The organism is Nostoc sp., assembly GCF_036918015.1.
GTDB lineage: Bacteria > Cyanobacteriota > Cyanobacteriia > Cyanobacteriales > Nostocaceae > Nostoc.
On sequence record NZ_JBALEO010000093.1, the window covers coordinates 78,091 to 103,177 of the forward strand.

Sequence of the window (25,087 nt, forward strand, 5' to 3'; positions counted from 1 at the left end):
CAACTCAAGTACATCTCTAGATGTCTAGAACTACAAATTTTGCCCTAACAATACAGCAGATTTCAAGGAAAGTAAGGTAGACAAGCTAAATCTGTTACCCAGGTATAAAGCGTATTTTACGCCTAGTGCAGCGGGGCGCAGCCCATTCTGAATTCTGCTGTATTACTTTTTTGATTCCACTAGAGCAAAGACCATCTCAACAATTAAACACAGGGAGATTCTCTTTTATGGCTAAGAACGTCATCATTATGATTGGGGATGGTATGGGCTGGCAAATGGCTCGTGCAGCATCCATCTATAAAGAGATTCAAAATGGTAAGACAGGTGCTAATCTAAGTGATTTTTATACCCAAGGTAAGGGTCAAGGACTCAACTTTCAAACACTCCAAGGCTACAGTTTGGCAACCACTTATGGGACAACGATCGCTGATAGTAATGGAGTTTTTAATACTGGTAATTCCGCTCTTGACGGTACTAACCCCATCACAGGAGAAAGCCCAGTTCGCCCTGGTTTCACCTTCGATCCAACTTTTAACCAAGGTAATACCCCAACAGGTGGTGCAAAAGTCAGTGATGGTGCTGTTGGGAACCTAGTAGGTTATGACCCTACCAAAGGTGGTGTTAATCCTTGGACTCCCGGTAACGATCCTGAATATATTAAGTACAGTTATCCTGACTCTGCAAACACCGCAACAACTCTGTACACTGGCGTAAAAAGCTACAATAACGCTGTTGGCGTTGATATTTTCGAGAATCCTTTAGAAACAATTCTCAAAACTGCAAACGAAGTTGGTAAATCTACTGGTTTGGTAACTTCAGTTCCCATTGATCATGCAACACCTGCTGCTGCTGCTGCCAACGTTAACCGTCGCAGCAAGTATGATGCTGACTATCCGGCATTAGACAACATCTTGCAACAGCAACTCCGTGTCTATCAACCAACAGTATTACTTGGTGGTGGACACCCACTCTCTGCTCCTGGAGACTTATTACCAGCAGGGGTTGAGCCGAATACGAGCAATGAATACATTAGCCAATCTACCTACACAGAACTTAGCACTAAACCAACAAACAACCTCTACGATTACACCTTTTTGGAGCGGGGTGAGAATGCCGCCCAGAAACTAGCTGAAACTGCGGCGACAATCGATCCAGAAAAAGGCGATCGCCTCTTCGGTCTATACGGTGCGCGCGGTCAAAATGGTAACTTGCCTGTCAGTTCTGCCAACGGTGATTACAGCACTACTGGTTTAGATATGTTCAGCGTTTTCGCTAACCAAGGTGATAACGCCAAAGTGGACACCACACGTCCATTGCTTCCCGGTGAGACGGATGCATCTTTCATCGCCAAAGAGGTTAACGAAAACCCAACCCTCAATGACTTGACAAATGCTGCATTAGATGTATTAGGTAAAGACCCGGATGGTTTCTGGTTAATGGTTGAGGGTGGCGATATTGATTGGTCTGCTCATGATAACAACATAGACAACTTGATTGGCACCACATTGGATTTCGATAAGGCAGTTGGATCTACCATTGACTGGATTGAAAAAAATGGTGGTTGGGAAGAAAACCAACTGATCGTTACGGCTGACCACGATCACTACCTGACTCTCGACGGTAATTTTCCGACTTTAGTAAAAAATCAAGGTGCTGAAGCATTAACCAATTTGGATACTCCAGCAGAAGTTGGACATTACTGGGGGTCTGATCCCAATGTCAAGTATAGTTGGGGAACTCACACCAACCGTCCCGTACCTGTTTACTACCAAGGTGCTGGTTCGGAAGTGCTAAATAGCTTGGTAGGTAAAGGTTATAACGCCTACGGTTCTGAGATTCCTGGAATTGCGGGTTTAAACGATCAAACCCACATCTATCAAACGATGTTTGCTTCAATAGTGCCAAAAGTTGAGTTAGTAGGTTTTGCCTCTTTACCTGCTGATACCTTTAGTAATGGGCCAACTTCTGGTGCAGACATTTCAGCTAACGGCAGAACCGGGCCTTTCCCAGGACAGCCAATACAAGGTTTTAGTGGTGTCCAATTTGCTAACAGTAACTCTTTGTACTTCCTGTCAGATAACGGTTACGGTAGCAAAGATAATAGTGCAGACTTTCTATTGCGAATCAATCGTCTAGACCCGAATTTTAAGGGAACAGAGAATGGAGACGGCAGCGTTAAAGTTTTAGACTACATCCAACTGTCTGACCCTAACAACAAAGTTCCTTTTGAAATTGTGAATGAGGGAACTACCGGAAGATTACTGACTGGTGCAGACTTTGATGTAGAGTCATTCGTCTTTGATAAAGACGGGACAATTTGGGTTGGAGACGAGTTTGGGCCTTACCTGCTGCATTTTGATGCCACTGGTAAGTTATTAGAGGCTCCCATTGCTACACCCGACCAATTCAAAACTTTAGATGGAGAAGCACCCAAAGTTATTGGTCACAGAGGTGCAAGTGGCTATCGTCCAGAACACACCTTAGAGTCTTATAAGCAAGCAATTGAGCGAGGCGCTGACTTCATTGAGCCTGATTTGGTAGTCACAAAAGATGGTGTGCTAATTGCCCGCCATGAGCCAGCTTTAGCAGTTTTGAATGCTGATGGTACTGTCAATTTCAACAATACAACCACAGATGTTTACAAACATCCAGAGTTTGCCGATCGCAAGAAAACGGTAAGTTTAGATGGAAACACACTTACAGGTTGGTTTGCTGAAGACTTCACTTTAGCTGAAATCAAGACTTTACGGGCAGAAGAGCGTCTACCTTTCCGAGATCACTCCTTTGACGGTCAATTTGAGATTCCTACACTCACGGAAGTCATCAATTTAGTTAAACAAGTAGAAACCGAGACAGGTAAAAAGATTGGCATCTATCCTGAAACTAAGCATCCAACCTATTTGGCCGATGAAGCCACCTATGTAGGCACCACGGACAAAATCAACAGAAACATCAGCCAGTTACTAATCGATACGCTCAAGGCAAATAACTTCACTGACCCCAGTCGCATTTTCATCCAGTCCTTTGAAGTGGGCAACCTCAAAGAACTACATGATACCATCATGCCTGCGGCTGGAGTGGATATTCCCCTAGTCCAATTGCTAGATGCAAGTGACATTGATATCAACGGCAAAATCATCGAAAGTCAGCCTTATGATTTGAAAGTCAGTGGTGACACTCGCACCTATGGCGACTTGCGAACTCCAGAAGGCTTGGCTGAAGTTGCTACTTATGCTGATGGCATTGGCCCTTGGAAGCGGATGATTGTTAGTGTCAAAGGTACTGATGCTAATGGTGATGGCAAAGCCGATGATGTGAATGGGGATGGAGCAATTAATGATGCTGATAAGACTACATTACCTCCCTCTACCTTAATTCAAGATGCTCACAACGCAGGTTTACAGGTTCACCCCTATACCTTCCGTGCGGAAGATCAGTATTTAGCAGCAGATTACAAAGGCAAGCTAGCACTAGAAATTCAGCAGTTCTATCAATTAGGTGTAGACGCGCTATTTAGTGATTTCCCAGATATCGCGGATGAAGTACGGGATAAACTCAGAGACGATCCTCAGTATAATGTAGTGCGATCGCCACAAAATCCCGATGTTCTCTCAGGAGATGCTTTTGCTAACTTGGCTGGTTCCAAAGGTTTTGAAGGTGGAGCAATTAACGCCAGCAAAACCAAGCTTTATTTCCTATTAGAAGGTACGGTTCAAGGCGATACTCCCAGTGCTTTGCGGATTAACGAATTTGATTTAGCCAGCCACAAATACAGCGATCAACTACGCTACTACAGATTAGATAATCCGTCAAATTCTATAGGGGATTTAGCAGTCATTAATGATAATGAGTACCTAGTCATTGAACGGGATAATAATCAAGGGGATGCAGCTAAATTTAAGAGGATCTACAAAATAGATTTGTCAAAGACAGATTCTAATGGCTATGTCGCTAAAGAAGAAGTTGCGGACTTGTTAAATATCCAAGACCCCAACGACCTGAATGGGGATGGTAAGACCACCTTCGACTTCCCATTCCAAACCATTGAAAACGTTCTGGTTGTTGACAAAAATACCATTTTGGTAGCTAATGACAACAATTATCCTTTCTCTACAGGTCGTCCTGGAAACGATCCTCAAAATCCAGTTATAGACAACAATGAGATTCTACAACTGAAGTTAGAGAAGCCCCTTAATCTTGCTCCTGGCTTAGGTCAACCTCAAGCTGAAGAAATTAATTTTGGCTCCACTACCAGCAATGATATTACCGTTCAGCCAAATCAAACTTTATTCACAGGTGACGGAGCAGATTTTGTAGAGGGTACTCAAGGTAACACAATCCAGACTGGAAACGGTGAAGACACGGTGGTAGTCGGCAGTGACTCTTCAGTATCCACAGGAGAGGATAACGATCGGATATTTATTGGTCAAAATGGCCCGGTTCAAAATATTACTGCTGATGGTGGCAATGGTAATGATGTTATTACCGTAGTGGAAGCCAGTGGAAGTAATAATTTACTTGGGGCGGCAGGTGATGATACTCTCTCTGTAGTTGAAGGTTCTCGTCAATTATTATTTGGTGGCTTAGGTAACGATACCCTTAGCAGTAGCGGTAGCAATAACCGCCTCAACGGTGGTTCTGGCGATGATAAACTCTTCTCTAATGTTAATGATTCCCTGTTTGGTGGCGATGGCGATGATGTGCTATTTGCTGGTCAAGAGGGCGGTAATCGCTTGAGTGGTGGTGCTGGTGCTGACCAATTCTGGATTGCTAACGCCAGTTTGCCAACTAGCAAGAATATTGTGACTGATTTTGCGATCGCCATTGATAAAATCGGGCTTGGCGGTGTTGGTATCGCACAATTTAGTGCTTTAACACTGTTGCAACAGGGTAGTGACACTATCGTGAAAACCGGAAATACAGAGTTGGTTTCATTAGTTGGAATTACTTCAACTAGTCTCACAGCAAATGATTTCGTTTTTTCTGCTAGTGCCGTTTAGCTCAAAAATGATTACAGCTTAGGTTCAATGTTCAAAATGAATTAAGCTGTAGCGATTTTGCTAACTCTAAAGAGTGATATTGCAATCAGATTTTGATTTGCTCTCTATCTAAAGGATTAGATCCCCGATTTCTTGAAGAAATCGGGGATCTTTTTGTCCAAAATCTTAACTTGTTTATAACTTTCCTTAAACATTGAACAACTATCTTTTGAGACAGTAACCAAAGTTAAGTTCATTTAATTGTCTGCACTATTTTTTGTGGACACTAAGCATTTTGTCGCCAAATACTATTTAGGTTTCTGTAGCCAAGAATTTTTTGCTTGGGTTGAGCGTAATTAATTGCTCATACAGATACACAATCGCTGCGATTAATCGTAGCTCACAATACTTAAGGAATAGTAAGCATGGCTGATACAAATGGCAACGGTAGAAATGTCATTATTTTTGTTGCAGATGGATTGCGTAACGGTTCTGTAAACCCCACTGATACGCCAACTTTATATAATGTCCGTCAGCAGGGCGTTAGTTTCGCTAATAGTCATTCACTGTTTCCGACATTTACCACTCCGAATGCTTCTGCGATCGCCACAGGGCATTATCTTGGTGATACAGGTGACTTTAGCAACACTATCTACACTGGTTTTCCCAGTGCTAATGCCAATGGTAGTGTTACGCCATTCATCGAAAATGATGCGGTTTTGGGGGATATTGATGAAAAATTTCCCGGTAACAACTTTTTAGATGAAGAGTCACTTCTAGCTTACGCGCGATCGCAGGGTTTCAACACAGCAGCAGTTGGTAAATTAGGGCCTGTTGCCATCCAAGATGTCACACAAGTTAACCGAGAAGGTGGTACTACCGGTACTATTCCTACTCCCGATACAATAATTATTGATGACAGTACGAATGGTGCAACACCGCCGACTACAACTGCTGGTTCACCTTCTGCTGTTCCACTCGATCCAGATATTGTTGCTCGTTTACAAGCTGCGGGTTTAGATGTCAAACCGACAACGCGAGTCCAGCCAGCTGGTAACAATACAACTCCAGGCACACTGGATGCCAACGTGGCTCAACAACAATACTTTGCAGATGCCACTACCAAAGTAATTTTACCCAAGTTTCAGGAAGATGCTAAACCATTTGCATTGGTGTACTGGTCAAGAGATCCCGATGGTAGTCAACACAATCAAGGTGATAGCCTAAACACTTTGACACCAGGTATTAATGGCCCTACTTCCAAAGCTGGGGTCAAAAATGCTGATGATAATTTAAAGCAACTTCTTGACTATCTCAAGAGTACAGGCTTAGACAAGACTACTGATGTCTTTATTACTTCCGACCACGGTTTTTCTACCATCAGCAAACAAGCTATTGATAGCCAAGGGACAAAAACTACAAGTTATGCTGCCACCCAAACTTATGCAGGTGTAAATCCGGGATTTCTACCAGCAGGCTTTGTGGCGATTGATTTGGCTCACGATCTCGGTCTACCCCTATACGATCCTAATCCTACGACTCTCCCCCCAGACCTCAACCACATCCAATATACGACTGTTGATGCTACACAAGGTCAACGTCCTATTTCTGGGAATGGTGTAATTGGTGGTACAGGTGAGGTAATTAATGGCCAACTCGATCTAGGTACAAAGATAGTTGTAGCTGCTAACGGTGGATCTGACCTAATTTATCTGCCCAATGGCAATGCTGACTTCGCTAAACAGGTAGTGAATTTGCTCTCAGAGAAAGACTACATCAGTGGTATTTTTGTAGACGATGCTTATGGAAATATCCCAGGTGCTTTACCTCTGAGTGCGATCGGGCTAAAAGGTGATGCTCAAACACCAGTTCCATCTATAGTTATCAACTTCAAAACCTTTAGCACCGACCCAACCAACCCAAACAACCCTCAAGCTCAAGTAGAAATTGCTGATACAACTTTGCAGCAAGGGCAGGGGATGCATGGCAGCTTTGGCCGAGGTGATACCTTCAATAATATGGAGGCTATTGGCCCTGACTTTAAACAAGGCTATGTGGATTATGCGCCCGTCAGTAATGCTGATGTAACGCCTACACTTGCTCGGATTCTGGGGTTAAACATTCCCAGTAATGGCGATTTGAAAGGTCGTGCCATTACAGAAGCACTGGTGGGAGGCCCGGATACAGTTTCCTCCACAAAAGAAGTCTTGACTTCGGAAGAAACTACTAATGGTCAAGCAACAATTCTCGATTCTCAAAGTGTAGGCAATACTCATTACTTTACAGCCGGAGGGTTTGATAGTCGCACTGTTGGATTAACAACACTAGACCTTCAATTTGGTTCTACCAGTAGTGATGATGTCACCCTTAAGCCAAATCAAACCTTATTTACAGGTGACGGAGCAGATTTTGTAGCAGGTGATAAAGGTAACAAAATCCAGACTGGAAGCGGTGATGATACGGTGGTGGTCGGCAGTAACTCCTCAGTGTCCACAGGAGACGGAAACGATCAAGTCTTAATTGGCGCAAATGGCCCTGCTAACAACACTAGTGCTGATGGTGGTGCTGGTGATGATGAAGTTACCGTAGTTGAAGCTAATGGTAGTAATAATTTGTTTGGGGCAGCAGGAAATGATACTTTGACAGTAGTTGAAGGTTCTCGTCAATTATCTTTCGGTGGCTCAGGCAATGACACCCTTACCAGTAACGGTAGCAATAACCGTCTCTACGGTGGCTCTGGGGATGATAAACTCTTCTCCGGTGTGAACGATTCACTCTTTGGTGGCGATGGTGATGATGTGCTATTTGCTAGTCAAGGGGGTAGTAATAGCCTGACTGGTGGTGCTGGTATTGACCAGTTCTGGATTGCTAACGCCAGTCTGCCAACTAGTAAAAACATCGTGACTGATTTTGCGATCGGTATTGATAAAATTGGGCTGGGCGGGATTGGCGTCACTCAGTTTAGTGCCCTAACCCTATTGCAACAGGGTGCTGACACTATCGTAAAAACCGGAAATACAGAGTTGGCTTCATTACTGCAAATTACCGCAACTAGCTTGACTGCAAATGACTTCGTTTTCTCTGCTAGTGTTGTGTCTTAGTGTGTTCGCCTAGTGCAGCACGGCAGAAATAACTATCAGTTGAAACAGCGGTTTTCAATTACGTAGACTACAGCAAATAGTTCGTTATTGTGGGGGTGGGCATTACAATGCTCACCCTATTCTCGTTTCGCTGGAGTCCAACCTACCTCGAAGAGTTTACATTACTTATTAGTTGCTAAAATCGCAGTATTCCTTGTTCTTCAAGGTATTAATTCTTCTTGTTATATCAAAATAAGCCTACGTATAGTTAATATTTTCATTGCAAACATCTCTAAAGTTTTAATTTTCAATGAAGATGTATTGGAAATAACTACGATTTGTAGGAAATACGTCAGAATGAGATAACTAAATCTTAGAGTCAGTGCCCTTTCACACAAATATTGTACGATTGCGGCATAATTTTTTGTCAAATTAGTCTTTTAATATAATTTCAAAGCTAACAATGTAACCATAAAATCTATGTGAAAACACTAATATTCAAAGAGTTAACAATTCAAAATTCAAAATTCAAGCATTTTAGACATTTTGCCTACGGCACACTATACGTTCAGACGGGGATTTAAATCCCGACTGAAACTGGTGCTACCTGTATTGTTGGGGTCTTAAACCCTTTGATTTACGATAAAAGCGCTTACTCACTTTTTATTTTATCTGTTTCTCTAAATGCGGAAAATAACAATATCATCTTAAATTTAAATACACTCAACTCCTTGTTACTCATTAATAAATATCAGTATTTTTGCTTCAAGTCAAAGATGAAAAAATAACTAATTCATTCTCTCAAAATAAAAATTAATTACTTATGACTAATGATCGATCTTCATTATCAGAAAATAACTTAGAACGAGATAATTTAACATTACCTATTTTGAAAGAATCCGAAAAAAACCTACTAATAGAGTGGAATCATACTCAAACTGATTATCCTCAGCAAGCGTGTATTCATCACTTGTTTGAAGCACAAGTAGAACTTACACCTGAAGCTATAGCGGTGGTGTTTGAAGACCAACAATTAACCTACCGTGAGTTGAATATCAAAGCAAATAAACTAGCACAATACTTACAAAATTTAGGTGTAGGGACTGATGTCCTTGTTGGCATCTGTGTAGAACGCTCCTTAGAAATGATAGTGGGATTGTTGGGTATTCTCAAGGCGGGTGGAGCCTATGCGCCACTTGACCCAAATTATCCAGTTGAGCGCCTCGCTTTTATCTTAGAAGATGCTCAAGTTTCAGTATTGCTAACGCAAAAACACTTATTAAATAATCTTCCTCAAAACCATACTCAAGTTTTCTGCCTTGATTCTGACAAAGAAATCCTATCTCAATACAGTTCAGAAAACCCAACCAGTTCAGTAACAGCTGAAAACCTGGCTTACATAATTTATACTTCTGGTTCTACGGGTAAACCCAAAGGTGTATTAATTAATCACTCCAATATTGTGCGTTTATTTAAAGCTACCGAACATTGGTATCACTTTAACCAAGAAGATGTGTGGACGCTGTTTCACTCCTTTGCCTTTGACTTTTCTGTATGGGAAATTTGGGGTGCATTAATTTACGGTGGACGGTTAGTTGTAGTGTCATATTTAGTTAGCCGTTCTCCCGAAGCCTTCTATGAATTACTCTGCAAAGAAAAAGTTACAGTTCTCAATCAAACTCCTTCAGCTTTCCAACAATTAATCCACACAGAACGGACAATTGCTGATTCTGAAAACTTAGCTCTGCGCTGGGTAATCTTTGGTGGGGAAGCATTAGAAATTCAAAGTTTAAAACCTTGGTTTACTCGTCACGGGTATGAGTTTCCAAGGTTGGTAAATATGTACGGTATTACAGAAACTACCGTTCATGTTACCTATCGTCCAATTACAGAAGATGACTTGAAAGCCGGAGCAGCGAGTGTGATTGGTTGTCCAATTCCTGACTTGCAATTGTATCTGCTAGATGAGCATAGACAGTTAGTTAGCGTTGGTGTTCCTGGTGAAATCTATGTGGGAGGTGCAGGTTTAGCTCGTGGCTATCTCAATCGTCCCGATTTGACTGCGAAAGCTTTTATTCCCAATCCTTTAAGTAACGAACCGAAGGCGCGGCTTTATAAAACAGGTGATTTAGCGAGATATCTACCCAATGGAGACTTAGAATATCTCGGTCGCATCGACCATCAGGTGAAGATTCGTGGCTTCCGAATTGAACTAGGGGAAATTGAAAGAGAAATTGCTCAACATCCTGAAGTTCGCGAAATAGTCGTTCTAGCTCGTCAAGAAGAAACAGGCGAAAAGCAGTTAGTTGCTTATGTTGTTCCTCATCAAAACAGTAGCTACACGTCGAAGCAATTGCGTAGCTTCTTAGAGCGGCGACTACCTGATTACATGATGCCATCAGCTTTTGTGTTATTAGAATCAATGCCTTTGACTGTAAACGGCAAACTAGATAGACAGAAATTGCCAGCACCAAGTAGAGAACGTCCGCAACTTGAACAAGCGTACATTGCTCCCCAAAGCGATTTAGAGCGTCTGCTGGCAGGTATTTTGTCCGATTTGCTCAAAATCGATCGCGTTGGGATTGATGATAATTTCTTTGATTTGGGAGGAACTTCAATCTCAATTCTGCAAGTTGCTGTGCGAATACAACAAGAACTTGGTATTGAGCTACCTACTGTGAAGCTATTTCAGTATTCAACGATTGGCTCTTTAGCAAACTATTTGCATTCAAACCAGAATACCCAACCGTCTTCTGACAAGCTGCAAAATCGCGCCCAACGCCAACAAGCAGCTCGTACTCGTCGCCGTAATCATCAACAAGGTGTTTAAGCAATGGTAAATATGCAAGCATCCGAGAACCAAGATCCTATTGATGGTGTTGCCATTATTGGCATGGTGGGAAGATTTCCTGGCGCTGGAAATGTCGATGAGTTTTGGCGCAATCTGTGCGAGGGATTAGAATCAACGACTTTCTTTCAAGATGAAGAACTAGATCCTAGTATCGATCCAAACCTTTGCAAAGATCCTAGCTATGTAAAAGCTAGAGGGATAATTTCTGGGGGAGAAACCTTTGATGCAGCATTCTTTGGCATTAATCCCCTGGAAGCTGTGGTTATGGACCCACAGGCTAGAGTATTCCTAGAGTTGGTTTATGAAGCCCTAGAAAATGCTGGTTATGAATCAGAGTCTTTTGAGGGTTTGATTGGTTTATACGCTGGTTGTGGTCAAAATACTTATTTTGCTAACCACATTTCTGGTCGCATGGAAATTGTCGATCGCATCGGTGAGTTCCAGACGATGTTAGCCAATGAAAAAGACTTTTTAACCACCCGTGCTGCTTACAAACTCAACCTCAAAGGCCCAGCAGTCAGCGTCAATACAGCCTGTTCTACTTCCTTGGTAGCAGTTATTCAAGCTTGCCAAGCCTTAACCAGCTATCAGTGCGATTTGGCTTTGTCTGGTGGTGTATCTATGACTACACCTCAAAACAGTGGTTATATGGCACAAGAAGACAGTATGCTCTCTGGAGATGGGCATTGTCGTCCCTTTGATGCCAACGCTCAGGGCACAATGTTCAACAATGGCGCAGGAGTAGTTGTGCTCAAGCGTTTAGAAGATGCACTCAATGATGGCGATCGCATCTATGCCGTAATTCGAGGTTCTGGTATCAATAACGACGGCGCTGATAAGGTGAGCTTTACCGCTCCCAGCGTAGACGGACAAGCAGAGGCCATTGCAATGGCGCAAGCTTACGCTAACTTTCACCCAGAAACCATCTCTTATATTGAAGCTCACGGTACAGCTACACCTTTAGGCGACCCGATTGAAATTGAAGCGCTGACGCAAGCATTCCGGGTGCATACAGATGCTAAACAATTTTGTGCGATCGGTTCTCTTAAAAGCAATGTCGGACATTTAGTTGCAGCGGCTGGAGTAGCAGGGTTAATTAAAACCGCTCTCGCTCTACATTATAAAAAGATTCCACCTAGTTTAAATTTTGAGGCTCCCAATCCCAAGATTGACCTTGCCAACAGCCCCTTCTATGTAAATACCAAACTAGCTGAGTGGTCAGAAGGTGAAACTCCGCGACGAGCTGGTGTGAGTTCTTTTGGTGTCGGCGGGACTAATGCTCATATTGTGCTAGAAGAAGCGCCACAAATCCAAAGTTCAGGTGCTTCGCGTCCACAGCAGCTATTGTTGCTCTCGGCAAAAACTAGTAAAGCTTTAGAGGCTGCAACAGCTAATTTACAGCAGCATTTGCAATACAATGCTGAAATTAACTTAGCCGATGTAGCTTATACCCTAAAGCGAGGGCGCAAAGCTTTTAACTACCGACGCAGTATAGTTTGTCACAATATTACAGATGCGATCGCAGCCCTCCAATCTTTAGATCCAAATCAAGTAAATACCCGTCATACAGAAATTCGCAATCCAGCCGTTGTCTTCATGTTCCCCGGACAAGGGTCGCAATATGTGAACATGGGACTGAATCTCTACAACCGCGAACCTGTATTTCAGGAAGCAGTGGATGAATGTGCTGAAATCCTTAAGCCTTTACTGGGTAGGGATTTACGAGAAATCATCTATCCCGCACCGAGCGATGCCTACGGCGGGCTACGCCTACGCGAAACTGCGGCTATCTCTCTACGACAAACCTGTTTTACCCAACCAGCATTATTCGTAATTGAATACGCTTTAGCGCAACTGTGGCAAAGTTGGGGAGTCAAACCCCAAGGCATGATTGGCCACAGTATTGGTGAATTTGTCGCTGCTTGTATAGCGGGTGTATTTACCTTAGAAGATGCACTGATGTTAGTTGCAACTCGCGGTCGCTTAATGTGGGAGTTACCAGCAGGGGCAATGCTTTCAGTGCGTTTACCAGCCAAAGAGGTAGAGCCGCGATTGAGTGCAGAACTAGCGATCGCTGCAATTAATGGCCCTTCTCTGTGTGTAGTTTCTGGCCCTATAGAGGCGATCGCGACTCTGCAAAAACAATTAGAAAGCGAAGAAGTTATCTGTCGCCATTTACACACATCCCACGCTTTCCACTCCCCAATGATGGATAGCATCATTCACCCCTTTGCAGAGGTAGTTGGGAAAGTTAAATTATCGCCACCCCAAATTCCCTTTGTATCCACAGTTACCGCCGACTGGATTACAGCCCAGCAAGCAACTGATCCGATGTATTGGGCTACACATCTGCGTCAGACTGTGCGATTTGCGGAGGGTATACAAACCTTATGGCAGCAGCCAGAACGCTTACTTTTAGAGGTGGGGCCGCGAATCACAACTACGACCTTAGCCCGCCAACAAGCAAAAGATATTAAACAACAGATAGCCATTTCTTCTCTGGGTGATAACGCCGAAAACGAAGCCGAATGGACAGCATTACTCAAGGCAGTAGGACAACTGTGGTTAGCAGGAGTATCTATTGACTGGAGCAACTTTTATCAAAGGGAAACGCGACAACGAATTCCCCTGCCTACCTATCCCTTTGAACGCCAACGCTTCTGGATTGATCCTCCACCTCATCCCAATCGTGCAGCAACTCCCAAACTTCCAAATCCCCAGTTATTAGAAAAGACCCAAACTATGACAACATCCCCTCAGCAAAAGCTCATTCCCCTGCTCAAAGAAGTTATCGAAGAAACTTCAGGATTGGAAATTGCTAGTGTTGACGACTCGATAACATTTTTAGAAATGGGATTAGATTCCTTATCTCTGACACAAGTCGGGTTAGCTTTGAAGAAAAAATTTAAAGTCAAAGTAACACTTAGGCAGTTACTAGAAATTTACCCCAATTTAGGAACACTGGCTGACTTTATAAATTCAGCTTTATCTCCCGAAACTTTATCCGCATTAGGATTAACAGAAACCGTTGCAGATATCGTTCCAGAAGCCCCATTGCCAGAACCTGCACTTGTAAACACATCACCCACCTTGGTAGTTCATGAAGTTCATACAAATGGATCTGCACCTCGGATTTCTACCCAACCTGCTGCATCTAGTAGCGTCCTAGAAGGTGTGATTAATCAGCAGCTACAAATTATGAGCCAGCAATTGGCGCTATTGGGTAATAGCAGTCAATCTGTAACAGTCCCAGTTGTACCTGCGGCGATATCTCAAAATAATGGTAATGGTGTCAAGCCACAAAATGCTGTATCTGTCCCCTCAACCCAAACCAGCAAAGAATCAGCATCAGTAGAAACAGAGTCAAATGGTGCTAAAAAGGCATTTGGTGCGGCTGCTCGAATCGAAAAGACCCAGATTAAAACTCTCACAGCACAACAACGCACTCATCTAGACAAAATTATCCAAAGATATACAAAACGGACTCAAAAATCCAAAGAATATACTCAAACTCATCGCCCTTATTTGGCAGATCCAAGAACTGTTTCCGGGTTTAACCCGATGATGAAAGAGATGGTTTACCCCATCGTGGCGTCTCGTTCTTCAGGTTCTAAACTTTGGGATGTTGATGGTAATGAATATGTCGATTTAAGCAATGGCTTTGGGTTGAATTTGTTTGGTTGGTCGCCACCTTTCATTACTGAAGCAATTGAAGCACAACTCAAACTCGGCATGGAAATTGGGCCACAAACTCCCTTAGTTGGAGAAGTGGCAAAGCTAATGTGTGAGTTGACCAACTTTGACCGAGCAGCCTTTTGCAACACAGGTTCGGAAGCGGTGCTGGGAGCGATGCGGATGGCACGCACCATCACAGGACGTAACTTAATCGCCATCTTTTCTGGAGCTTATCACGGTATTTTGGATGAAGTAATTGTTCGGGGTACAAAGAAACTCCGGTCAATTCCGGCTGCTCCTGGTATCCCACCGGAAATGGTAGAGAACATTTTGGTGGTAGACTATGATTCGCCTGAGTCTCTAGAAATCCTCAGAAATCGGGCTGATGAGTTAGCAGCAGTGATGGTGGAATCTGTGCAAAGCCGTCGCCCTGAATACCAGCCTAAAGAATTCCTCCAGCAATTGCGTGATTTCACACAAGAAGCTGGTATTGCCCTGATTTTTGATGAAATCGTTACCGGATTTAGAATTCATCCAGGTGGCGCTCAAGCGCATTTCGGTATCAAGGCAGACATAGCAACCTACGGCAAGATTGTGGGCGGTGGGCTACCAATTGGAGTCATTGCTGGCAAATCACAATATATGGATGCTTTAGATGGTGGGTTTTGGCAGTTTGGCGATGACTCCGTTCCAGAAGTAGGCGTGACTTACTTCGCTGGCACTTTCGTCCGCCATCCTTTAGCACTAGCAGCCGCCAAAGCAGTACTTCAGCATTTAAAACAGAGTGGCCCCAGCTTGCAGCAAAATCTCAATGCCAGAACCGATAAGTTTGTAGCGGAACTCATGGGCTATTTCCAGCAAGTTCAGGCTCCGTTTACAGCTTATAATTTCGGCTCCCTCTTCATGGTGAAGTCTTTACCAGAGTTTCCCTACGGAGATTTACTGTTTTACTTGCTGCGGGATAAGGGAGTGCATACTTGGGATCACCGTCCTTGCTTCTTGACGACAGCTCATTCCGAAGCCGATCTCGTTTTCGTAATGGCAGCCTTTAAAGAAAGTATTGCCGAAATGCAGTCTGCTGGCTTCTTATCTGCACCGCCCATAGAAGTAACAAACCGCGAAGTTACCAATAACAGTTTACGTAATCGTCCTCCGCAACCTGATGCCAAATTAGGACGAGATCCCCAAGGAAACCCCGCTTGGTATATCCCCGATACCGAGCGACCTGGGAAATATTTACAAGTCGCAAGTGTTTTATGAAGTGCTTAAAAAAAAAAAAGCTAATTTTTATCAAATGACTAATTATTAATTAGCCTGAATACTGAATTGGTGTTCTATAGCAATTCTAAATCATTTGTGAAATCTTTTCTTCTAGACACTTCGCGTAGCTTGTTTTTATACAAGAGCAAGCGCTTGTTACATCCTTTATGTAGCCGACAGAAATCAACTACGCATCTAGGTTTAAAAATAATTTTCACAATTTAAATAGGATTGCTATAGATAGAAACTAAAACCAAAAAAATCAATGTATAAACACATCAAATCGCTCACTTCTTTACGCGGTATTGCAGCCTTGGTTGTTGTTATACACCATTTTTCTTACTACGGTTTACCGAAAACAGGTTCAACTTTATCAGCCTATACTAATTTTTTTCAAAATGGATATTTATGGGTTGATTTTTTCTTTATTCTGAGTGGTTTTATCATGACCCATGTTTATGCAGAGACTTTTTGTTTAAAAGTCAGTTTAAAAAACTATCGTTCATATTTATTCTCGCGTTTTGCTAGAATTTATCCTCTGCATATATTTATTATTTCTCTATTTATTGGATTAGAGGTTGTAAAATTAATTTTCCTAAACACTTCTGCTTTTACTGGGAAATTTAACTTAACGGCTCTTTTTTCCAATATTTTTCTTCTCCAAGCATTTGACATAAAGTGCCCACCTTTATTTTGGTGTAATACCTATTGGAATGAGCCAGCTTGGTCAATAAGTGTAGAGTTTTTTATTTACTGCATATTTCCAATTTTATTATTATTTTTATTAAGAAATAACTCCAAAAGTGATTTGATGATTTATAGTTCTACTCTATTTTGCATATTACTATTAATTACCTTTACCCGTGGAAATTTAGATACTATTATTGGCATACCTTCGATAGCTAGATGTGGGCTAGAATGCATCCTTGGTGTTATAACTTACAAAATTTATCATAGAGGTAATTATATAAAGTATTTTAATCTTAATGTACTGGGAATTATAGCTATAACTTGGATAATTTTGATTATGCATTACTACTGGCATGATTTTCGTAACATTCATGATTGGCTAATTTTACCAGCTTTCTCCCTACTGATTTTATCTGTATCTATCAACAACAAAAGTCTAATATCAAAGTTTCTCAATTCACAGTTAATGCTATATATCGGGACTATATCTTACTCAATTTATATGGTTCATTGGTTTGTTCAAGAATTGTTAAAATTTTTCTGGTTTTATAAATTTCACGATGTTTTTGGCAAAGAATTCACAGAATATCAATCGTTGACATCTTTAGGAGTATTTCTTATGATTGTCTTATTGGCTGCATCATTGACATATAGATTTGTAGAAGTCCCCGCACGTAATTATTTAAAGTCTACAATCTTGGCTAAACAATGCATTTAAAGTCAGGAATCTAAAAAAAATTGAGATTTATCCACATTCAATAAACTGAGAAAATAATAGAGTTTTATGACCTTATCACCTGTAGATTACCAATCGACATTAACTGCGGTTGATTTTGATCCATTTGCAGATGGAGAATTACTTCTAACCGCCCCTGCCACAGAATCACAAAAAGAAATTTGGGCTTCTGTGCAAATGGGCGATGCTGCTAATTGTGCTTATAATGAGTCTCAATCTCTGCGACTAAAAGGTGAACTTGATGCCAAACTTTTCCAATCTGCGGTGGAAAAGTTAGTACAACGTCATGAAGCATTACGAACAACTTTTAGTACCGATGGCAATACACTCTGCATTGTTGCTTCTCGGCAAATTGAAATTCCTATTATTGAACTATCTAACCTGGAACCACAGGAACAACAGGAAAAATTAGCTAGTATCTGGCGACAAGAGGTAGAGCAACCTTTTGATTTGGAACATGGCCCTCTATTTCGGGCAAAAATTGTCAAATTGCAGCTGCATGAACATCTAGCTATTTTGACAGCCCATCATATTATTTGTGATGGTTGGTCTTGGGCAGTGCTGATGCCAGATTTGGGTAAAATTTATTCTGGCTTGCAACAGGGTGTTGTTCCTGAATTAGAAGAACCAGATTACTTAAGTGAATATGCGATTTTGCAGGAAGAAGAGGCGGATAGTCCAGAAGCGATCGCTACAGAACAATACTGGTTGCAACAATTCGCTGACTCTGTACCTGTACTAGATTTCCCTAGCGATCGCCCCCGTCCCCCACTCAGAACCTTTAACGCCGCCCGCGAAGATTGGCATTTAAATTCCGAACTAGTTGTCAACCTCAAACAACTAGGAACAAAACTAGGTTGTAGCTTTATGACTACGATCCTGGGAGGATTCGAGGTCTGGCTGCACCGTCTGACAGGACAAAATGATTTAGTTGTAGGTATTCCAGCCGCCGGACAAGCTGCTTTAGGGCAATATAATCTTGTAGGTCATTGTGTAAATTTACTACCGTTGCGTAGCCAGATTAATGGCGAAAAATCGTTCAGCGACTACTTGCAAACGCGGCGTTCAGCTGTCTTAGATGCTTATGACCATCAACAATTTACCTTTGGTAGCCTGGTCAAAAAATTAGTATTGCCACGGGATTCTAGTCGCATTCCCTTAGTACCAATTATATTTAATGTCGATCAAGCCTTAGACAGCGATCGACTTCCGTTTATCGGGTTAGAGGTAGAATTTTTCTCCAATCCCCGCGCATTCGAGAATTTTGAACTGTTTATCAATGCTACAGAATCGCATGGTGAACTTATCCTCGAATGCCAGTACAACACTAATTTATTTGACGCTGATACTATCCGCCGCCGGATGGCAGAGTTTGAAACTTTGTTGTTGGGCATAGTTGCTAACCCTAATCAAATTATTGCTAAATTGCCAATTTTGCCAGCAGTTGAGCAACAGTTATTAGCAACATGGAACAATACTCAAACAGCTTATCCCCAAAATATCTGCATTCACCAGTTGTTTGAAACTCAAGTGGAGAAGACTCCAGATGCGATCGCTGTAGTTTTTGAAGATCGACAAATTAGCTACCGCGAACTCAATCAGCAAGCCAATCAGCTAGCCCATTATCTCCAAAGCTTAGGAGTCGGGTCAGAAGTTCTGGTTGGTCTGTGTGTTGATCGCAGCTTGGAAATGGTTATAGGAGTTTTAGGCATTCTCAAAGCTGGGGGAGCCTACGTACCATTAGATTATGCTTATCCTCAAGAACGTTTAGCTTTCATGCTGCAAGATGCTCAGGTGTCAGTGCTACTAACGCAAGAGAAGCTAAAATCGGGGCTACCTAACCATCAAGCAGAGATTGTTTGCCTTGATAGCAACTGGCAATCCATAGATTACGGGTTAGATAACCCCACACCTAACGTCACTTCCCATAACTTAGCCTACGTCATCTATACATCTGGCTCCACAGGTCAGCCAAAAGGCGTTCAAATTCAACATCAGAGTGCTGTTAATCTCCTGAATGCGATCGCTAAAGAACCCGGTTTAACCGCTGAAGATACTCTCCTCTCTGTTACTAGCCTATCCTTTGATATTGCCGTTTCAGAAATTTTTCTACCCCTGTCTGTAGGTGCGAAGTTAGTGTTGGTAAGCCGTGAAGTTGCGGCTGACGGCACACAACTGTTAAAAGCCCTAACCACCTCCGGGGCAACCTTTATGCAACCGACACCAGTTACTTGGCGGCTATTACTGGCAGCCGGATGGCAAGGTAGTCCTCAACTGAAGATGATTTCCACAGGTGAAGCCTTACCTAAAGACCTCGCCAATCAATTATTACCGAAGGGAGCTTGTCTGTGGAACCTCTACGGCCCTACAGAAACAACGATTTGGTCAACAGGCTACAAGGTGACAACAGCAAATAAAGCAATAGGCATTGGTTGCCCTCTAGCTAATACGCAAATCTACATTTTAGACTCCCATTTACAACCTGTTCCCATTGGTATATCAGGTGAGTTGTATATTGGTGGCGAAGGACTAGCAAGGGGATATCTGAATCGTCCCGAACTGACTGCTGAAAGATTTATTTCTAATCCCTTCAGTTCAAACCCGAAATCGCGCTTATACAAAACTGGAGATTTAGCTCGTTATTTACCAGATGGACATATTGAATACTTGGGTCGTATCGACTATCAGGTAAAATTGCGTGGTTTCCGCATAGAGTTGGGTGAAATTGAAACTGCACTTCTGCAACATCCAGGAGTAAAAGAAGCCGTTGTAATTGTTCGAGAAGACATTCCTAATGAGACTAGTTTAGTCGGTTATATTGTTGCCGAAACTGGTCAAGATAGCTTGGAAGTGATTTCGCAATTGCGTCGATTCTTGAAACAACAGCTTCCTGACTTTATGGTGCCAACAATTTTTATGGCACTAGAAGCTATGCCGTTAACCCCCAATGGCAAAGTCGATCGCAAGGCATTGCCACAGCCAGATGCTTCCCGCCCGGAACTGGAGGCAAATTATGTAGCGCCTCGCACTCCCATTGAGCAGCAGATTGCAGATATTTGGGCGCAGGTTCTTAATGTCAAGCAGGTTGGAATTAACGACAACTTTTTTGAATTGGGTGGATATTCTCTGCTAGGAATTCAAGTGGTTTCTCGAGTCCGTCAAGCCTTGCAAGCAGAAATTTTGATGTCCAATTTATTTGAATTACCAACGGTAGCGGATTTGGCTGAACGAGTGGAGACTCTGCGGTGGGCAACTCAAGGTGTTCAGGCTGCTGAGAGTGAAACAGCTGATGATTACGAGGAAGGTGAGCTATGAAAACATTAGATGAACTACTATCTGAGCTACGTCAGCGCAATGTTAAACTTTGGCTAGAGGGCGAACGCTTACGTTATCGGGCGGCAAAAGATAGTCTCACACCAGAATTGCTGACCGAGTTAAAAACTCAAAAAGCCGAAATCATCAACTTTCTCCGACAAATTAACACAGCTGCCAGTTCACAGATTCCCCCAATTGTCGCTTGTGAACGGAATGGCAACTTGCCGCTTTCCTTTGGTCAGCAACGAATATGGTTCCTCCATCAGTTTGAACCTGATAGTTCCTCAAATAATATGCCAGTTGTGGTGCGTTTTACGGGCAATCTGAATGTTGCTGTCTTAGAGGAAAGTTTAAGAGAAGTTGTCCGTCGCCATGAAGTCCTGCGGACAACTTTTCCAGCGGTGAATGGAAAAGCCACTCAAGTCATCGCCACCGATGTTTCCTTGGCATTGCCAATAATTGACTTGCGGCAAGTACCAGATGAACAACGAGAGGCGGAAGCTCACCTACTGGCAACTAAAGAAGCTCATCAACCCTTTGATTTAGGCAATGGGCCAATTTTGCGGGTGTTATTGCTGCGGTTGAGCGATCGCGAACATCTGCTAATTTGGAATATGCACTGCATAGTTTGTGATGGAGCTTCGTCCGATCTTTTCTATCAAGACTTCACTACCATCTATAAAGCATTATCAGCAGGAAAAGCTTCTCCTTTAACTCCCTTACCAGTGCAGTATGCTGATTTTACCAATTGGCAATATCAATGGCTCCAGGGAGAAGTTTTAGAGTCACAGGTCAACTACTGGAAGCAAAAGCTAGAAGGCAATTTACCGATCGTTGAGTTACCTTACGATCGCCCCCGGCCTCAAAGTGTGCAAACCTATCGAGGCGATCGCGCCGCCCTGCTGCTATCAAAGGCGCTGAACCATGCTCTGACAGACATGAGTCAAAAATGGGGTGTCACCCTGTTCATGACTCTACTGGCAGCATTCGAGCTATTGCTCTACCGTTATTCTGGACAAGAAGACTTACTAATTAACTTTGCAAGTGCAGGTCGAGGACAAGTTGAAACCGAGGGGCTGATTGGATTTTTTTCTAATACTCTTGTACTGCGGAGTAACTTTGCAGGCAACCCAACTTTCCGAGAATTATTAGACCGAGTGCGTAAGGATTGTTTAGAGGCTTATACCCATCAAGACCTACCCTTTGAAAAGCTAATTGAAGAACTTAGACCAGAACAGCGAAGTCGCAATAGCTCACCTCTGTTCCAGGTAAAATTCTCCCTCAATCCTCCTTGGTCGAATGGTCGTGGCATGGCATCAGTGCAACTACCTGATTTGACTATCACTTCTCTATTTGGCTACATCTATCATGGCAAGACCAAATACGATCTGACATTGGTCTTGCGAGAACAGGATAACGGTCTGGGTATGGTATTTGATTACAATGCCGAGATGTTTGATGCCAGTACCATAGAGCGGATGTTGGGACACTTCAAAACTTTACTCGAAGGTATTGTTGCTAATCCCAATCGCCCAATTGCTGAATTACCTCTGTTGACAGCACCTGAACAACATCAATTGTTAGTTGAGTGGAATAGCAAACAAGCTGATTATCCCCAGCATACTTGTATCCATCAGTGGTTTGAAACTCAAGCTAAAAGAACTCCAAATAATATTGCAGTCAGTTTTAAAAATCAGCAACTAACTTATCAGGAACTTAACCAGCGGGCAAATCAACTAGCCTACTATTTGCAAACTTTAGGGGTAGAATCGGGGGTACTTATCGGTCTTTATCTAGAGCCTTCCCTGGAGATGATTGTGGGGCTGTTGGGTATTTTGAAAGTCGGTGGAACTTACGTACCGATCGCTCCGACATCTGGGCAAGATCGTCTGGCTGTCATTTTAGAAGATGCCCAAATATCTTTGGTGTTAACCCAAAGCTCATTGCTTGAGAAGCTCTCCGAGCATCAAGCACAAGCTATCTGTTTGGATAGTGATTGGGAAGTTATTGCCGTACACGTGACTGAAAATCCAGAAAGTTATGGCACAGATCGGACTCTCGCCTGTGTAATGTATGTGTCCGGCTGCAATGGAAAACCAAACGGTATAGCTATTACCCACCATAATCTTGTCAGCCACAGCTTGGCAATTAGCGAAACTTGGGAGTTGACTCAGAGCGATCGCTTACTACTCATACCCAGCTACGATACTTTCATTGAATCACTTTTTCCCAGTTGGATTACTGGTGCTACCGCAATCCTCCAATCTCAGGAGATGCAATCGACGGGGCAGTTTTTCCCGTTCATTGCTCAACAACAGATTACCGTTGTCAATTTACCGACTGCTTTTTGGTATGAGTTAATTAAAGAGCCATCTATATCTCCACAAACTTTACCAGCCAGCTTGCGCTTAGTTATAGTTGGTGGTGAAAAAGTCTCACGCCAGGCTTATCTAACTTGGGTAGAAAAAGTTGGCAAGCAAGTACGCTGGCTGAATGCTTATGGAGCGCTAGAAACAACTTTAACAGCCACGGTTTACGATCCAGAGACTGCAACTGAAGCCAGTAACACTCGGTCAGAAATTCCCATAGGAAAAGCGATCGCCAATACCCAAATCTACATCCTCGATCGGCGATCGCAACTCCTCCCTATTGGTGTAACTGGTGAAATCTACATCAGCGGTATCGGTGTTACCCAAGGCTACTTTAAGCGTCCCGAATTAACATCTGAGAAATTTATCCCGAATCCCTTTAACAGCGAATCTGGGGCATACCTTTACAGAACTGGTGATTTAGGACGCTACTTAAGTGACGGTAATATTGAGTTTTTAGGCCGCTTAGACAATCAGGTAAAAATTCGCGGCTTTCGCATTGAGTTGGCTGAAATTGAAACAATTTTGGGTCAATATCCAGGCGTACAAAAAACTGTGGTGATTGCCAAAGAAGATGTTCTTGGCGAGAAAAGTTTAGTTGCTTATGTTATCCCCAAACAAGGAGAGACTTTTGGGAGCGAGCAACTGCTGAGTTTTCTCCAGCAAAAGTTACCTGAATATTTGTTGCCTTCTGCCTTTTTTATAGTCGATTCTCTGCCATTGAATGCTAATGGTCAAGTCGATCGCAAAGCCTTATCTGCGCTGAATCCAACTAATTCTAAAATAGAAAAAATATTTGCCACAGCAGAAGAACCATTACAATTTCAGTTAACTAAAATCTGGGAAAACCTTTTAGGTATTCATCCTATTGGCATAAAAGACAACTTTTTTGATTTGGGTGGAAACTCACTACTTGCAGTACATCTGTTTTCTCAGATTGAAAAGACATTTGGCTTAAATCTGCCCTTAGCCATTCTCTTGCAATCTTCAACCATTGAGCAATTAACTAATATTATTCGCCAGCAAGGATTTTTGCCAGAAAGCCATAATCAGGTTGAGAGCAATAGTAGTATCAACTCAGAAAAATCGATGCCTTGGTCATCACTAGTACCAATGCAGCCCAATGGTTCCAAGCCACCTATATTTTGCATCCATGCAATTGGTTTAAGTGTTCTCTACTACCGAGATTTATCACTTCATTTGGGTGAAAATCAACCATTTTATGCACTACAAGCACGAGGATTAAATGGGAAAGACGCTCCCTTTACCAAGCTTGCACAAATGGCGGCTCATTACATCAAAGAGATACAAACTATTCAACCTGAAGGCCCTTATTTTTTGGGTGGCTATTCCTTAGGCGGACTAGTAGCTTGGGAAATGGCTCAACAACTCCTAAGGCAAGGTCAAAAAGTAGCTCTGTTAGTTTTATTTGATACCACTGGCCCAAATTACATTAAACAAGCGCCATTAGAAAAGCGAGTTTCTCAGCATTGGGACAATCTGACTAAACTTGGGACTAATTACGTGCTTGAGCAAATCAGGAACAAAAGCTCTTGGCTGAAGTATAAACTTCAAGAAAAGTTCCGAAAATTGATCTTTAAGTTTTGCTTAAGAATCTGGCGGACTGTACCTTATAACTACCGTAAATTAACAATCGAAGAGGCCAATAAACAGGCAGCCAGAGAATACGTTCTACAAGCTTATCCAGGTCGAGTCACTGTATTCCGAGCAGAAGAGCGCTTTGCATTGGAAAAACGGGAGGTTGATCCCAATATGGGTTGGAGTGAAATGGTCTTAGGAGGTTTGGATATTCAAAATGTCCCAGGAAACCACAACTCTATTTTTAGAGAACCTCATGTCCGAACTCTATCTGAAAAGATGAGGGCTTGTATAGATCGAGCTATTGTAGACATCTAAAATTCATTTAATTTGCAGAAATAGTTATAGCTTTCAACCTCATCTCGCTTCCGGGATGGGGTTGTTTTATTTGCGGGTAATAACTTTAACTATGTATGTATAAATTCGATTGCCACTCAAGCCCTTACATCAGTCAGAAGCGGAAAATTGCTTAGTATATATACTGATGTTGTAATAAAAATCAGACAATAAGCTATATAGTACATTCTTCACTT

The 25,087-nt window shown here is 42.4% G+C and carries 6 protein-coding genes and 1 pseudogene; all 7 read left to right on the plus strand.

Going from position 1 to position 25,087, the window contains the following annotated elements:
- Positions 1–227 precede the first annotated feature (227 nt).
- The 7 genes and pseudogenes from V7K61_RS29330 (at position 228) to V7K61_RS29360 (ending at position 24,872) form a co-directional block, all read left to right on the plus strand.
- The gene (locus V7K61_RS29330) at positions 228–5,000 is read left to right on the plus strand and encodes an esterase-like activity of phytase family protein (RefSeq protein ID WP_335059006.1); all 4,773 of its coding nucleotides are present in this window, start codon (positions 228–230) and stop codon (positions 4,998–5,000) included.
- Between the two features lie 404 nt (positions 5,001–5,404).
- Positions 5,405–8,080, plus strand: a complete 2,676-nt coding sequence (locus V7K61_RS29335; protein WP_335059008.1) for an alkaline phosphatase family protein — start codon at positions 5,405–5,407, stop codon at positions 8,078–8,080.
- Between the two features lie 835 nt (positions 8,081–8,915).
- A pseudogene (locus V7K61_RS29340) lies at positions 8,916–10,889 on the plus strand (non-ribosomal peptide synthetase); the annotation flags it as partial.
- A 12-nt stretch (positions 10,890–10,901) separates the two neighbouring features.
- Positions 10,902–15,845 carry an aminotransferase class III-fold pyridoxal phosphate-dependent enzyme gene (locus tag V7K61_RS29345; RefSeq protein WP_335059010.1) on the plus strand — a complete coding sequence of 1,648 codons (4,944 nt, stop codon included), beginning with the start codon at positions 10,902–10,904 and terminating at the stop codon, positions 15,843–15,845.
- Positions 15,846–16,110: 265 nt separating this feature from the next.
- Entirely contained in the window at positions 16,111–17,253 is a 1,143-nt protein-coding gene (locus V7K61_RS29350) for an acyltransferase family protein (RefSeq protein WP_335059012.1), read from the plus strand.
- Positions 17,254–17,319: 66 nt separating this feature from the next.
- Positions 17,320–20,586, plus strand: coding sequence for a non-ribosomal peptide synthetase (locus V7K61_RS29355; RefSeq protein WP_335059014.1), 3,267 nt, complete (start codon positions 17,320–17,322; stop codon positions 20,584–20,586).
- The gene (locus V7K61_RS29360) at positions 20,583–24,872 is read left to right on the plus strand and encodes an amino acid adenylation domain-containing protein (RefSeq protein ID WP_335059016.1); all 4,290 of its coding nucleotides are present in this window, start codon (positions 20,583–20,585) and stop codon (positions 24,870–24,872) included. Before V7K61_RS29355 ends, V7K61_RS29360 begins: the two co-directional genes overlap by 4 nt.
- Positions 24,873–25,087: the final 215 nt, after the last annotated feature.